The following is a 14,115-nucleotide window of genomic DNA, read 5'->3' on the forward strand; positions in this document are numbered from 1 at the left end:
GGCCGGATGCTGTGGGCGCTGCTGGGGCTGGGCCTGCTGCTGCCCATGGCCGCCAGCGCACAAGACGCGAAAGTCCAGGTTCAGGTCGAGGTGGTGCTCGCCTCGAAGAAGGGCACCGAGGTCGACCCGCCCGAACTGGAGAAGATGAAGGAGCAGTTCCAGAAGCAGAACTTCAGCTTCACCTCGTTCAAGCGCCTCTCGAATGAGGTGCTGACGGTGAGCGCGAAGAGCGCCTCCGAGGTGAAGCTGCCCAACGGCGCCAACGCGACGCTGCAGTTGCAGGGCATCAAGGACGGCACGGCCACGGTGCGCGTGGCCATTCCCCGTCAGCCCACGCTGGACGTGGAGCTGGGCCGCCAGGGCGCCGTCTACCAGAAGGCCGGCAAGTACGTGGGCGGGGAGCTCATCCTCGTGCTCTCCCCTCCGGCGCGGTAGTTCCCCAGCGCCGCCTCAGGCGGCGCGGGCTTCCCCGTCCTCCTCCAGGACGATGATTTCCAGGTCCTCTTCCATCTCCAGGGGGAGGACTTCGGCGGTGTCGGTGTTCGCCTGGAGGCCCGGTGCGGGGGCCTCGGCGTGCTCCCGCTCCAGGTTGACGCGCAGCCCGTCGAACATGGTGTCGAACGCCGTGTAGATGCGGTCCACCATGGCCAGGGCGTCCGCGCGCACCTCCGGGGACAGCTGCATGGCCTCCAGCTCCGCCGCCAGCTCTTGTTCGAACATGGCGTGCTGCGCTTCGGCCTGCATGTGGTGGTCGGAGAAGTACTTCAGCCGGTCGTCCGCGCCCTGCGCCGCGCTGATGATGGCGGTGCGGCTGAAGAAGACATGGCTGGTGGACTCCAGGGCCCACAGCATGACGATGCGCAGCCGGTCATCCACCGGGCGGTACACCTCGCTGATGATGGCGTAGGCCGCGTCACGCGTCTTCACGTGCGCGCGGCCGTACATGGTGCCGATGCTCAGCGAGCCGCCCGTGAGCGCGGAGATGTCGTCCTCGAACCACTGGTCATGCCCGCCCTCCTCGGCATGGTGCCGCGTGGCCAGCGCCTTGAGGTGCGCGTCCTGGATGAAGTGTGCGTTGAGGCGAAGCACGTCCTGGAACGTCATCACCCAGAAGGTCAGGCGCGGCGCGAAGGCCATCACCTGTTCAATGGGGCGGTCCATCCGCATGTCGGAGAAGAAGGGGTGCGCTGCGAAGCGCGCCTCGCGCACGGCGATGTGTTGGAGCACTTCCTTCATGATGGACCTCCCTGGGGTGTCTGGTGATGCGCCGCCCCCGGCCCGCTGGCGGGACTCCGCTACCAATTGATGCTGTACGTGCAGGCGCTGTCGCCGCGCCGCCGGCAACTCTTGGCCTCATGTTCAATACGCACCCAAAGCGAATCCTTGGGACGGAACCGGTCGCCAATGGCTTCGATGAGCCCCAGGTCCAAGTCACACGGATAGGGGTTGTCACACACCATGCGAGCGTTTCGCTTATCCACCGGCTCGAAGCGGTAACCGCCGATGGTGCCCTTGCCGCGGTGGTTCATCCGGTACGCCATGTCCACCGCGCGCAGCCCCTTCTCCAGCGTGTCGATGTCTGGCGGGAAGTGCGCGCTGTCCGGAATCTTCCGGCCAATGGTCCGCACCGTGCTGGGGCCAATCTTGTCGAACACCAGCTGGAACGACTTCAGCAGGGCGGGCATGGGGTACCAGGCGTCCGCCTTCAGCGGCGCGATGCCGTTCTCCCCCAGGATGCGCAACGCGCGTGACTGGGCGAGCTCCATGCCGTTGACGATGGCGAGAATCGACTGGCCGATGACTTCGATGCCCTGGAACGACATGGGCTGAAGGGTCGGTGCGGTGGCGCTGATGGGAGTCTTCAATTCCATACGGGTAACGCCCTCGTGAGGAGTGACACGTATTGAAGCGGCTTTTTCCTATATTTTCAAATAGACTTACATGTCTGTAATTTTCCGGAAGATTCGATATGGGATTCCCCGTGGCGCAATAACGACCCGCGCGGTCGGTATGAAGCCAGGTGACCTGGGTTTCGCTGTGAGTGGGCGTGCGCTCACGCGGCGCGCGGGAGCGAGCATCCGTGGGCCGCGTGGGGCGGGATGCCCCAGCGGGGCAACCTGCCCCGGCGGAGTGCCCCAGCGGTCGGACGCCGTCATCAGGCCCCTGGGAAGGACTTCCGTCGGAAGCCTGCCGGGACAGGGCTGAAAAAAAGTCAGAAGTCCGGTCCCTGGGGCGGGGGGGCAGGCAACCGGCCTTCGGAAAATCGCGGGGTTGGCGCTCGGCACGCCGGTTGCTGAAGGAAGCAGCACAGGCAACCCTTTCACCCTTGGAGACGAAATCATGGCGAAGACTCAGAAGCGTGGACAGGTCATCCGTCGTGAGGCCCAGCAGATGAAGGTGTCGACGGCGAGCGCGGTGAAGGGGGCTGGCCGGAGCGCCCGCCAGGTGCAGGTGACGCTGGGCGACCTCATCGCGGCGGCCTTCGACACGGTGGGAGGCGAGGTGAAGAAGGTGGCGCAGGTGATGTCTTCGAAGGACATGACGGTCGCCACGGGCAAGCACATCGTCTTCGTCGGCTGACACACGCCAATCCGGGGCGTGTGCGGTGCAGGAGGACCTGGCGGTGGCGCCAGGTGAGGGCGGCCGAGGCGGGGACGGGAAGGGACGCACCTGTGAGACGCATCATCAGTCCCGGACGGAATTGCTGGACGGTGGAGGAGGCGAGCGACGCGGGCGTGCTGGTGGACGCACGCGACTACTACCGGGAGCTGTACCGGGCCGCGCAGAAGGCCCGTCGCTACATCGCGATTACCGGCTGGCAGTTCGACAGCGACGTGGCGCTTCTGCGAGGCGAGGACCTTCACGAGGCGCGCGGCGAGTCACGGCTGCTGCCGATGCTGGACGAGCTGTGCCGGGCCAACCCGGAGCTGCGCGTCTACGTGCTGGCGTGGGACTTCAGCCTGCTGCTCGCCATGGAGCGCGAGTGGATGCAGCGGCTCATCTTCAATTGGACGGCGAACGGGCAGGTGTGCTTCCGCTTCGACGCCTCCAGTCCGTTGTATGGCGCGCATCACCAGAAGCTGGTCGTCATCGACGGCGCGGTGGCCTTCACCGGTGGCATGGATGTCTGTGATTGCCGGTGGGATGACCGGGAGCACCCGGTGCACTCGGAGCTGCGCTGTGACAGTGGGAGGGAACCGCACGGCCCCTACCATGACGTGCAGTCCGTGCTGACGGGGCCAGTGGTGGACCACCTGGCGGAATTGTTCGAGGCGCGCTGGGCGCACTCGGGCGGCGGTGAGCTGCGGCTGCCCAGGGTGTCTCGGGATGACGTGGATTTCACGCCGAGCCTGCCGGCACCGCCGGGGCCGGTGGCCATCAGCCGCACCTTCGGCAAGACGCTCCTCCCGCCGCAGCCCGCGGTGCAGGAGGTGGCCATGCTGTATCTGGACGCCATCGCTTCGGCCGAGCGCTTCATCTACATCGAAAACCAGTACTTCTCCTCGCGGGCCATCTTCCAGGCGCTGGTGAAGCGCATGCGGTCCCCCTGGCGGGGACGGCTGCGGATTGTCCTGGTGCTGCCGCAGCAGCCGGCGGCGCTGCGCGAACAGCTGGCCATGGGCATTGCCCAGGTGCGGCTGCTGCGCACGCTGGAGCGCGTGGCGCACGAGACGGGACATGCCTTTGGCGTGTACTGCTCCGCGGGGCACGACGCGCGCACCGGCGCGGACATCTACACGTACATCCACTCGAAGGTGATGGTGGTGGATGACCGTTTCCTCACGCTGGGCTCGGCGAACACCACCAACCGCAGCCTCGGGTTGGATTCGGAGCTGAACCTGAGCTGGGAGGCGGAGGCGCCGAACGACGCGACGACGCGCGCCATCCGCCGCATCCGCGTGTCGCTGATGGCCGAGCACGCGGGGCTGGAGGGCATGGCGGCCCTGCGTCTGCTGGCGGCCGCGGACAGCGGACTGGTGGAGTGGCTGGACGACGTGGCTGTCATGGGGCTGCGGCGCCTGCGCGTCCACCCGATGTCGACGGTGTTTGACCAGAGTCCGCTGCTCAAGTCGCTGGAGCCCGAGGAGCTCATCATCGACCCGGAGCAGTCGGTGCTGGACGAGTCCCTCTTCGAGGCGCTCCACCGCGCCGAGGACGGGCTGTTTGCCTCCGGTGTCCGCCTGCTGTCGCGCTGGCTGGTGGGCACGGGCACCGAGCGCCCGCACCGCGCCATCCTTCCCTGTGCGCAGGACGAAGGGTAGCCGCGCGCGGAGGCGGGAGGCCGTCAAGGGCCTGTCCGCCCGCCTGCCTTGGGACAGGCCCGGGGGCACGGGCACGGCCGGCGGGTTGTCCCTGCCGCGCGGGACGCCACCTTGTCGAGAGCACAACTTCTCTCACGCAAGGGGGATTCAACATGAAGCTTCCTCTCATGGCCGCAGTGACGGCGCTTGCCTTCTGGGGTTGTTCGAGCAACTCGGCGAACACGCGCGCGGATGACAGCGCCATCGGTGGTTCGGGCACGGAGACGACGGCGCCCGAGTCCGTGGACACGTCTTCTGAATGGGATGACCGCAGCGCTGGCGAGGCCGCGGACGTGACGAAAAACGAGCGCCGGGACAGGCAGGACGCGCCCACCGTCTACGACGGCGAGGCCACCGGTGGCAGTGGCCCCGGCATGGGCGCGGGCACCTCGGTGACGACGCCAGAGGGCGAGAAGTACGACGTGCAGGACGGCCCGCTCCTGGGTGGCCAGCAGGGTGAAGAGGCCCGTAAGGATGGCGTGGGCGGCTCCGGCAACATCCAGCGCGAGCCGGTGGACGGCAAGTCCGACGTCGAGGAGCTCGACGCCAGCGACGCAGAGACGTGGGAAGTGGAAGCCGACGAGGTTGAAGTCGACGGCAGCCGTTGACGCGGCGTGAAGGTCGCGCGTCGCCCGCTGACGCCAGGCGGGGGCGCGTGTGCTGACGGTCCGCAGCGGCACCCACACGCGGATGCAGTCACCTGCTTCGTCTCGCGCCATGGACAGGTAGAGTCGGGGGACGATGACTGGCGCCCCCCTCTTCGCTCTTCTCGCCCTGGTGTCCACGCAGTACGACGGCAGCTCTACCGTGGAGGAGGTGTCTTCGGAAGAGGTCCCCTCGACATCGCGGGGGGAAGGTGCCCCTGTCTCCGCCGCGCGGCTGGATGAGCCCGCGCCTCCGGGCAGTACCCACACGGGCGGCGTGGGTTTCGGCTTCAGCGGCCAGTTGGAGGTCGGTGGTCTGAGCCTTCCCTCAGGGCCTCGCGGCGGGGGGCAGGACTTCTTCGCGCGCATCTACCCCTCGCTGGGGCTGACGCACGGGGAGACCTTCGTGCTCCGGCTGGGGGCGAACCTGCGGTTGCGAGTGGTGGACGAAGCGCCCACGACCACGGAGGACTACAGCGGCGGCATGCGTCGTGAGGACTGGGATGAGCTGAGTGACCTCGGGCAGGTGGTGCGCATGCTGCGCATCGGCCAGGAGGGTCGCCCCTTCTTCCTCCGCGTCGAGCCTTTCTCCGAAGAGACACTGGGCCGCGGCTATCTCGTGGGCCGCTACAGCAACGCGCTGGCGCCGGACTATCACCCCGCGGGTGGCTCGCTCACCTTCGTGAAGGGCGCGGTCCGCGCGGAGATTCTGGCCAGTGACGTGCTCGCCGCGCGCATCTTCGCGGGCGAGGCGCTGCTGGACATCGGCCGCATGGCCAGTGACGACGCCAATCGTTTCGACCGCTACCTCATCCGGCTGTCCGCGGCGCATGACGCGGGCCGCGCGGGCGGCACCTCGCCCGACCTCACCCTTGCGTCAGTGGGCGGAGACATTGCCCTGTACAAGGGTGAGCGCCTGCGCGCGTGGGCCCTGCTGGGCGGCGGCGCGCGCTTCACGCGGGCCTACACGCCGGCCTTCGGCGGATTGCTGGGCGTGGCCTTGGAAGGACAGATGGCCAGTGGCACGCAGGTGAGCGTGACGGTCCAGGGCCGCAAGCAGGGGGGCCGCTTCCGCTTCGGTATGTTCGGTCCCGACTACGAGCTGGGCCGCTTCTCCGGCATCGGTCTGTCGGAGACGCCCATCGCGGACGAGGTGCTTCCGTCGGGCTTCGCTGGCTACGTGGAGCTGAGCGTCGCGAAGGGGAATCCCAACGAACTGCTCCTGCTGGGCAGCGTGGCGGCGCAGTACTTCGGCTTTGGCAGGACGGACACGGATGTGTCCGCTGGCTTCGAGCTGCCGGGCGGCAGGACACGGGCGCTGGCGCGCGTGGTGCTGACGGGCCTGGGAGATAGGCCGCGTTACTCGGCGGGCGTGGAACTGCGCCAGCGCATCCTCAACCACTTCTATGCCTGGGGCTCCGGCGGAACCGTTCATTTCCCACAGCCGGACGGTACGCTCGTGCGAGGTGTCACCGCGGGCGCCGGCGTCGGCGTGGACTTCCAGCGCTGAACGGCAGTGACTCGAGCGGCGAGTGGGCCTTCAGGGGCCTGCCGCCGCTGTCTTTTTGCCCGGCTTGACTACGGCTGTAGTCAGCCGTACCTTCCTCGTGACTACAGTTGTCGTCACGGGAAGGTCCATGAAGAAGCCGGTGGGAGAGCAGGAGCTGTTGGTGCTGCGGTACGTGGCCGAACACGGTCCGGCGACCGTGGGCGAAGTGGCCGAGCGCTTCGGCGAGGCGCAGGGGCTGGCGCGCTCCACCATCCTCACCGTCATGGAGCGGCTGCGGCTCAAGGGCTACCTGACACGGCGCAAGGTGGAGGGCGTGTTCCAGTACGCCTCACCCGTGCCGGCGTCGGAGCTGCTGCGGGACGTGGTGGGGGACTTTGTGCAGCGCTCGCTGTCGGGCTCGCTGTCGCCGTTCGCCGCGTACCTGTCCGATGCGAAGGACGTGTCCGACGAGGACCTGGCGCAGCTCCAGGACGTCGTGGCGCGGCTGCGCTCGAAGAAGCGGAAGGGGTAGCGAGATGGGCTCGGACTGGCTGTCGCACGTAGGGGCGTGGGCGTCGTCGGGTCTGTGGCGGGCGTCGTGGCAGGGGGCGCTTTGCGCCGTGTTGGTGTGGGCGGTGGCGAGGGCGTGGCCGAAGCTGCCGGCGTCGCTGCGAGCGGGGCTCTGGTGGCTGGTGGCGCTGAAGTTCGTGGTGGCGTTGGGATGGCTGCCTTCCCTCGCGTTGCCGGTGCTGCCCGCGTCGGTGGCTGCTGGCGTGGCGCGGGTGGAGACCTGGTGGGGCGGGAGTTCCGCGCGGGAGACGGTGCCTCGTGTCTCGGAGCCTGGGGTGGTGGACGCTCAGCGACACGTGTCTGCGGGGGAGGGCTTTGACTCCGAGATGTCCGTGGCCGAAGCGGCCACATACGGGCCCGTGCATTCTCCGCGGCGGGATGGCTCATCGTGGGAGCGCACGACCTTCGCGACGTCTGGGGCAGAGGCTGCGCGGCGTGGCGCCCTTCAGATGGGTGCTGCCGATGCGGACACGGTGGCCGGGCCTGGTGCTCCCTTTCCGTGGGGCCGCGCCATGGTGGGGCTGCTTCTGGCGGTGTGGGGGGCCGGCGTGCTGTGGCAGGTGTATGGCCATGTGAAGGGCGGGCTCGCGGTGCGTCGCCTTCGCCAGTCCGCACGCCCGTTGGTTCACCCCGGATTGGAGGCGGATGTGCGGGAGTTGTCCGCTGCCGCGGGACTGCGGCGCGTGCCGGGACTCCTTGTCTCCGAATCGGTGGCCAGCCCGCTGGCCACGGGACTGCTGTCTCCAGTGGTTGTGCTGCCCGAGAAGGCGGTGCGACGGTTGCCCGTGGCCGCTCTGCGCATGGCGCTGGCGCACGAGCTGGCGCACCTGAAGCGCGGTGACTTGTGGCTTGGCTGGGTGCCGGCGCTGGCGGAGTCGCTTTTCTTCTTCCATCCGCTCGCGCGGCGGGCGGCTCGCGAGTACGCGCTGGCCCGTGAGGAGGCGTGTGATGCCGAGGCCATCCGGCTCACGGACGCGGAACTCGCGGACTACGGCGAGCTGATTCTCGCCTTTGGAATCGCCAGAACTCCCGGCTCGGCCGCTGCGCTGGGTGCTTCCTCTCACGTTGATGCGTTGCACAGGAGGTTGAGTATGCTGGAGCATGTCGATGCCGTTCCCCCTCGAATTCGGCGCCTGTTGAGGGTGGCGCTCTCCGCCATGGGCGTCGCTGCGCTGGTGCCCTTCCAGGTCGTCGCACGGGAAGCGGGTGGTGCACCTCACCTGGCGCCCGAGTCGGCGGCGTCTGGACAGAGTGGCACCGCGTCGTCGAAGCCTGCGTCCACCACGGCCAAGAGCGCGCCGACACCGAGCGCTCGGCCCACGTCGGCACCCGCATCAGCGCCGGAGGCTCGGCCCGCCCCCACTGCGGCGGCGGACGTGCAGCCCGCACCCCGTACGGCGCAGGTACCCCGTGCGGCCTCGTCGGACGCACAGACCGGGCGCACCGTGAGCAAGCAGGGCGTGGTCGTGTCGTTCTCCACGGGCGTGACGACCTCCGAGCCCGCCCCATTGCCGCCCGCTCCGCCCGCGTCGCCCGGCTCCGCTTCGTTGCCGCCCGCCCCTCCCACCGTCGCTCTGTCGCCGTCCGTTCCCGGACCGCCGCTGGCGCCTTCTGCTCCGCGCCTTGCTGTCGTCACGCAGCGGCACATCGTGGGGGGCTCGCCGCACATCGCCGCTGTTCCGCCGACGCCTCCGTCTCCACCCACGCCTCCGTCTCCACCCACGCCGCCACCCCCTGGCGACCCGGACAGCGGTTACGTGCTGCTGACGGACGGCATGGCGATGATGAACGGCAGCACGGTCGACCTGGAGCTGGCGCGCACCTTCAAGCAGAAGGACAAAGAGATTCTCTTCGTCCGCCGCAAGGGCGAGGCGTTCATCATCCGCGACGCGGCCACGCTGAAGTCCGTTCGCGAGGCGCTCTCCTCTACCCGCGAGCTGGGCAAGGCGCAGAGCGCGCTGGGAGAGAAGCAGGGCGCCCTGGGTCAGCAGCAGGCGGTGCTCGGCCAGAAGCAGGCCTCCCTGGGCCACGAGCAGGGCGGGCTGGGACGCAAGCTGGGTGACCTGGCCTACAAGCAGTCCGGGCTCCACCTGGAGGAGTCGCGTCTGGACGCCCTGCCCGAAGCCGAGCGCGAGCGCCGCCGCTCCGAGCTGAAGAAGCAGGAACGCGAGCAGGAAGAGGAGATGAAGGCCCTGGAGACGAAGATGGCGGGCCTGGCCGAGAAGCAGTCCATCCTGAGCAAGGAGCAGCACCAGCTCAGCGAGAAGCAGCACGCCCTGCACCTGGAGCAGTCCAAGTTGAGCGAGCAGCACCAGTCCCGCGCGAAGGAAGCGGAGGCGAAGGTGCAGGGCCTCATCGACGAGGCGCTGCGCAAGGGCCTGGGCCAGCCGATGCCCACCTGAGACGCCGGTGGTGCTCGAAGGGCTGGGGAGCGCGTCATCCATGCGCTCCCCAGGGTGGGTCCTCGATACCTCCCGCCGGATGGCAGGCAGCGCCCTCGCACTTCGAGGCGAAGGCGGATGCCGCTGCGAGTATGGGCGGCGCTCGGTCCCGCAGGCGAGGACCGCACGGGCAAGGGGCTCCGTGAACTGCCCGGACTCGGCACCCCGTGGTAGATCCGGACGCATGGCTTCGACGCATGCTCAGGAAGGGGGTCGCTTCCTCCAAACGGGACAGACCCAGGACGCGGTGAAGAGCTTCCAGAAGGGGCTCTCCATTGATCCGAATGACGTGGATTGCCTCCTGGGCCTGGTTCGAGTGCATCTGAGCACCGGCGCGGCGGCGGATGCGGAGGCCGCCGTGCTCCGCCTGCTGAAGGCGAAGCCGGACCACACGGAGGGGCAGGCGCACCTCGCCATGCTGCGCGCGCAGGCGGGCAATCCAGAGGCGCTGGAGTCCCTCAAGGCGCTGGCCGCCGCGCCCACCGCGGGCTACTTCGAGCGCTTCAACCTGGGCTCGCTGCTGTTCGAGCGCGGGGACCTGGCGGGAGCGCGCGCCGCCTTCGAGTCCGTGCTCCAGATTTCCCCCGGCAGCACCCACGTCCATTTCGAGCTGGGGCGCATCCGCCTCCAGCAGAACGAGCCGGATGGCGCGGTGTCGCACTTCCTGCGGGCCGCCGAGGGCGCGCCACAGGAGGCCATGCCGCTGCTGATGCTGTCGCGGGCCCATGCCGCATGCGGCCAGCTGGGGCTGGCCATCCAGGCCGCCACGCAGGCGCTGGAGAAGGCGCGGGGTGGGCTCCAGCGCGCGGTGCTGGAGGACCTCTTCAGGCTGTACCTGTCCGCTGGCAGCTCGGATGGCGCCAAGCGCGTGGCTCAGGAGTTGCGCAAGCTGGACCCTTCCAGCATCACCTATCTCTACCTGCTCGGCTTGGCGACGATGAGCGCTGGCGCCTTCGCCGAGGCCAAGGACGTCTTCGCGGAGGTGCTACGGCAGGCGCCCGGAAGCTGGCAGGCCCAGCACGCGCTGGCGCAGATGCACCTCGCCCTGGGCGAGCGCGCCGAGGCGGTGAAGCTGCTGGAGGCGGCCGTGGCCACGGTGCCGACGGACCCCGGTCCCACCAACGACCTCGCGGTGGTGCTGATGCAGGACAACGGGCACTCGCGGGTCGCGGCGTTGCTGGCGCCCGTTCTGGGCGCGCACCCGAATGACGCGGGCACGCACCTCAACATGGCCCTGGGGACCTTCCCCGCGGACAAGGAACTCTCAGCGCGCCACGCGAAGCAGGCGCTGGCGCTGGGCGCTGAGGATGTGCGCGCGCAGGCCGAGCAGCTGTTGAAGCAGCTCGGCGCCTGATGCACCGGCGGGAGGGCGTCAGCCCTCCTCGTGCGGCTCGAAGTACAGGCGCGGGAGGATGAGTTCGCGTGCGACGTTGACGGGCCGGTTGATGCGCACGCGCCCGCGCAAGCCCCTGGCCGCCTGGAACAGCGTGCCGAGCCCATCCGCCTCCAGCGCCAGCCGCCGCGCCCGGGGCCGCAATTCCTCTCCATCCGGCGTGAGCCGCGCGACACGCGTCGAGCGCTGTATCAGCTGGCAGCCGAGCTCCGCTTCGAGCGCCGTCGAAACAGTGCGTCGGAGCGCAGCCCTTTCTCAATCCGCTCACGGCTCCCTATTCATGGACAGGTGCGGCGCACCGCCGCGTCACCGGAAAGGATTGGAGATGAGCACCTCGAAGAACATGCCCGTGGCTCTCATCACGGGGGGAAGCCGTGGACTGGGGCGGAACATGGCGCTCAAGCTGGCGGCCCGGGGCACCGGCATCATCCTGACGTACCGCACCGGCGCGGACGAAGCGGCGGCGGTCGTGAAGCAGATTGAAGCAGCAGGCGGCAAGGCGGTGGCGCTCCCGCTCGACGTGGGGGACACGCGGGGCTTCGGCACCTTCGTGGAATCGGTGCGGACGGAGTTGGGCCGTCACTTCGGGCGCGAGCGGCTGGACTTCCTGGTGAACAACGCGGGCATGGGCATCCAAGTCAGCTTCGCGGAGACGACCGAGGCCCAGTTCGACGCGCTGATGAACGTCCATCTCAAGGGGACGTTCTTCCTCACGCAGCGGCTGTTGCCGGTGCTGGCGGATGGGGGGCGCATCCTGAACATCTCCTCCGGGCTCGCGCGCTTCACCTTCCCTGGCCACGCCGCCTACGCGACCATGAAGGCGGGCGTGGAGGCGCTCACCCGGTACCTCGCGAAGGAGCTGGGACCCCGGAGGATTTCCGTCAACGTGCTCGCGCCGGGCGCGACCGCGACGGACTTCGGGGACGGCGTCGTCCGTGACAACCCGGAGCTGAAAAAGACCCTGGCCGCCCAGGTTGCGCTCGGCCGTGTGGGGCAGCCCGACGACATCGGGGATGCGGTCGCCATGCTGCTGTCGCCGGAGAGCGCGTGGGTGACGGGCCAGCGCATCGAGGCCTCGGGCGGGATGATGCTCTGACGGCGCACGCTCCAGCGTCCTTGGGCAAGGCCGGAGCGCTGAAGGCCCGTGCTCAGCGCTTCAGGCGGAGGATGACGTCCTTGTCCGGGCCGCAGTCACCGCGTCCGTCGCAGTTGCTGGTGGTGACGTAGAGGTGGCCATCCGGCCCCATGATGACCTCGCGCAGCCGGCCGTGGGTGTTGCGCAGGTACACTTCGTGCCTGGCCACGCGGCTCGAATCCGGCGCGAACTCCACGCGCTGGAGGTGGCGTGAGCCCAGCGTGCCGATGAGCAGCGAGCCCCTCCATTCGGGGATGGCCGTTCCGGTGTAGATGGCGGCGCCGCCTGGGGGCATGGCGTCCTTGTAGGTGATGGACGGTGTGATTTGCCCCTCGCGCGTCTCGCACGAGTAGATGCCGGGCCAGCCCAGGTTGTCACCGCGGCGGGCGACGCTGACCTCGTCGTGTCCCCGGCGCAGCGTCTCGCCGCTGGGGCCGTGGTCCACGATGTACAGCGTGGAGGCGTCGCGCCAGTCGAAGGCCTGGAGGTTGCGGATGCCGGTGAGGAACGCGGGCGAGCCAGGGATGGGATTGTCCTGGGGCACCGCTCCCTCGGGCGTGAGGCGCAGCAGCTTTCCGGCCGGGTCGTTCGCGTTCTGCGAGCGGTCCGGGTCTCTCGCGTCACCGGTGCCCGCGTACAACATGCCATCTGAGCCGAAGCGCAGGCGCCCACCGTCGTGATACTTGGCGGAGGCGATGCCGCCGAAGATGACGCGCTCATGCGTCGCCGTGGTGTGGTCCTCCGACAGCGTCCACCGCTCGATGCGGTTCTCCTCGGTGCCGCCCGCGTCCGTGGTGACGTAGATGTAGAACTGGCGGTTGTTCGCGAAGTCCGGATGGGCCGCGATGCCGAGCAGGCCGCCCTCCGCGGCGTCCGCGACGGGCACCGTCGCCACGGGCCTCGGCTGGAGGACGCCGTCCTTGAGCAGGCGGATGCGGCCCGGGCGCTCGGTGACCAGCGCGTCGCCTCCGGGGAGCCACGCGATGCCCCACGGCGTCTCCAGGCCCCGCGCCACCACCTCGACGTTGAAGGGCACGGTGCCGTCGGCGCCCCAGCCTTTCTCTACGAGGATGCAGTCCTGGGGAGACGCGGTGCCTTGCGCCTGGCTCTTGCGGCAGGCGGAGGCGGACAGGGCGAGCACCACGAGAGCGGGGAGGAGCGTCAAAGAGGCGCGCATGAGCGGATTAATGTCCGCGAGCGCGTGGATGCGCCAGCCTCCCGGGCACGGAGCGTCCAGGGACGGACGCACGTGCCGGGCTGCTTGCTTGGGACCTGGAGGCAGGCCCGGCGTCAGTGGTCCGCGTAGCGTTTCTCGCCGGCCTCCACGCGCGTGGCGAGCCGGTTGCCGCGCGGAGGCAGCGGGCAGGTGGCGAACTTCGTGAATGCGCAGGGCGGATTGTAGGCCCGGTTGAAGTCGAGCACGACGCGCCCGTCGGTGGGCATGTCCGCGGAGAGGAAGCGGCCCGCGCCGTAGGTCGCGTCGCGGTTGGTCTCATCCGCGAAGATGATGAAGAGCTTGCCCGAACCGTCCTCCACGGGCGTCAGCCGGTGCTCCTTGCCCGCGACCGTGAACACGAGCGTGCCGGGGGCCTTCATCTCGTCGATGGTTCCCAGCACGTTGGGGACCTGCAGCATCCGAGGCGTCTGCGCGGGCTCGAAGCGCGCCTCGATGCGCCAGTCGTTGCTCGCCGGGTACGTGGGGATGCCCTGGAACTGCTTGCGCGCCGCCGCGCCGGAGTCCCTCACGCGGACGCCCAGCTTGTCGCCTCGGAGGATGAGCTGGAAGCTGACGTTGCCGAGCTTGAGCACGTCCGGCGTGCCCTTCTCGTCCGACTGGAGCGCGCCGCCCGTGAAGGGCTGGCCGTTGCGGGTGAAGGTGACGCCGGGAGCGGGCTGGAAGCGCGCGGTGTTGCCCTGCCGAGTGAAGGTGCCCAGCTTCGCGGGCGTGCCCGCGGGGAAGTCCAGGTCGCTCTCGGGAGCGGAGCCCGCTGTCTGCTCGCCTTCCTTGAGCCAGAACAGGCCCACGAGGGTGAGCCAGCCGTCCTCCGCCTGGAGTCGCTGGACGCGCTGCTCGTGCCAGGTGCGGGTGGACGTCTGCAAGTCATCGGCGGTGGGCGCGGGGGGCTGGGACATGTTCTGGGG

The 14,115-nt window shown here is 69.2% G+C and carries 14 protein-coding genes; 9 read left to right on the plus strand and 5 right to left on the minus strand.

The window, feature by feature from the left end:
- Positions 1-6 precede the first annotated feature (6 nt).
- Positions 7-435, plus strand: coding sequence for a hypothetical protein (locus F8M74_RS21275; RefSeq protein WP_043612483.1), 429 nt, complete (start codon positions 7-9; stop codon positions 433-435).
- Between the two features lie 15 nt (positions 436-450).
- On the opposite strand, the gene F8M74_RS21280 is transcribed toward F8M74_RS21275, so the two are convergent.
- Both F8M74_RS21280 and F8M74_RS21285 read right to left on the minus strand, forming a co-directional pair.
- Positions 451-1,236 (minus strand): hypothetical protein, encoded by a 786-nt coding sequence (locus F8M74_RS21280; RefSeq protein ID WP_228559220.1) that lies wholly within the window; start codon positions 1,234-1,236, stop codon positions 451-453.
- Between the two features lie 59 nt (positions 1,237-1,295).
- A complete protein-coding gene (locus F8M74_RS21285; RefSeq protein WP_141253991.1) occupies positions 1,296-1,871 on the minus strand; it encodes a hypothetical protein in 576 nt (191 codons plus the stop codon).
- Between the two features lie 469 nt (positions 1,872-2,340).
- Here F8M74_RS21285 and F8M74_RS21290 point away from each other — a divergent pair, with 469 nt between their 5' ends.
- The 7 genes from F8M74_RS21290 to F8M74_RS21320 all read left to right on the plus strand — a co-directional run bounded on the left by F8M74_RS21290 (position 2,341) and on the right by F8M74_RS21320 (position 10,799).
- Positions 2,341-2,580 (plus strand): chaperonin, encoded by a 240-nt coding sequence (locus tag F8M74_RS21290; protein WP_163884518.1) that lies wholly within the window; start codon positions 2,341-2,343, stop codon positions 2,578-2,580.
- 20 nt (positions 2,581-2,600) lie between these two features.
- On the plus strand, positions 2,601-4,262 hold the full coding sequence (locus tag F8M74_RS21295; RefSeq protein ID WP_141253993.1) for a phospholipase D-like domain-containing protein: 1,662 nt from the start codon (positions 2,601-2,603) through the stop codon (positions 4,260-4,262).
- Between the two features lie 152 nt (positions 4,263-4,414).
- Positions 4,415-4,909, plus strand: a complete 495-nt coding sequence (locus F8M74_RS21300; RefSeq protein ID WP_141253994.1) for a hypothetical protein — start codon at positions 4,415-4,417, stop codon at positions 4,907-4,909.
- 133 nt (positions 4,910-5,042) lie between these two features.
- On the plus strand, positions 5,043-6,455 hold the full coding sequence (locus F8M74_RS21305; RefSeq protein ID WP_141253995.1) for a hypothetical protein: 1,413 nt from the start codon (positions 5,043-5,045) through the stop codon (positions 6,453-6,455).
- 127 nt (positions 6,456-6,582) lie between these two features.
- Positions 6,583-6,966 carry a BlaI/MecI/CopY family transcriptional regulator gene (locus tag F8M74_RS21310; RefSeq protein ID WP_141253996.1) on the plus strand — a complete coding sequence of 128 codons (384 nt, stop codon included), beginning with the start codon at positions 6,583-6,585 and terminating at the stop codon, positions 6,964-6,966.
- 4 nt (positions 6,967-6,970) lie between these two features.
- Positions 6,971-9,406 (plus strand): M56 family metallopeptidase, encoded by a 2,436-nt coding sequence (locus F8M74_RS21315; protein ID WP_141279885.1) that lies wholly within the window; start codon positions 6,971-6,973, stop codon positions 9,404-9,406.
- A gap of 223 nt (positions 9,407-9,629) precedes the next feature.
- Complete coding sequence (locus tag F8M74_RS21320; protein WP_141259036.1) at positions 9,630-10,799, plus strand: tetratricopeptide repeat protein; 1,170 nt, start codon at positions 9,630-9,632, stop codon at positions 10,797-10,799.
- Between the two features lie 18 nt (positions 10,800-10,817).
- On the opposite strand, the gene F8M74_RS37960 is transcribed toward F8M74_RS21320, so the two are convergent.
- Entirely contained in the window at positions 10,818-10,982 is a 165-nt protein-coding gene (locus F8M74_RS37960; protein WP_228559223.1) for a hypothetical protein, read from the minus strand.
- Between the two features lie 181 nt (positions 10,983-11,163).
- On the opposite strand from F8M74_RS37960, the gene F8M74_RS21330 reads away from it, so the two are divergent.
- On the plus strand, positions 11,164-11,934 hold the full coding sequence (locus tag F8M74_RS21330) for an SDR family NAD(P)-dependent oxidoreductase (RefSeq protein WP_141259037.1): 771 nt from the start codon (positions 11,164-11,166) through the stop codon (positions 11,932-11,934).
- A gap of 52 nt (positions 11,935-11,986) precedes the next feature.
- Here the strand turns inward: F8M74_RS21330 and F8M74_RS21335 are convergent, their stop codons facing one another.
- Entirely contained in the window at positions 11,987-13,150 is a 1,164-nt protein-coding gene (locus F8M74_RS21335; protein WP_141259038.1) for a sorbosone dehydrogenase family protein, read from the minus strand.
- 113 nt (positions 13,151-13,263) lie between these two features.
- A partial coding sequence (locus tag F8M74_RS21340) for a DUF1684 domain-containing protein (protein ID WP_141259039.1) occupies positions 13,264-14,115 on the minus strand: 852 nt, incomplete at its 5' end.

Origin of the sequence: Myxococcus sp. CA023 (genome assembly GCF_010998615.1) — a bacterium.
Lineage (GTDB): Bacteria > Myxococcota > Myxococcia > Myxococcales > Myxococcaceae > Myxococcus.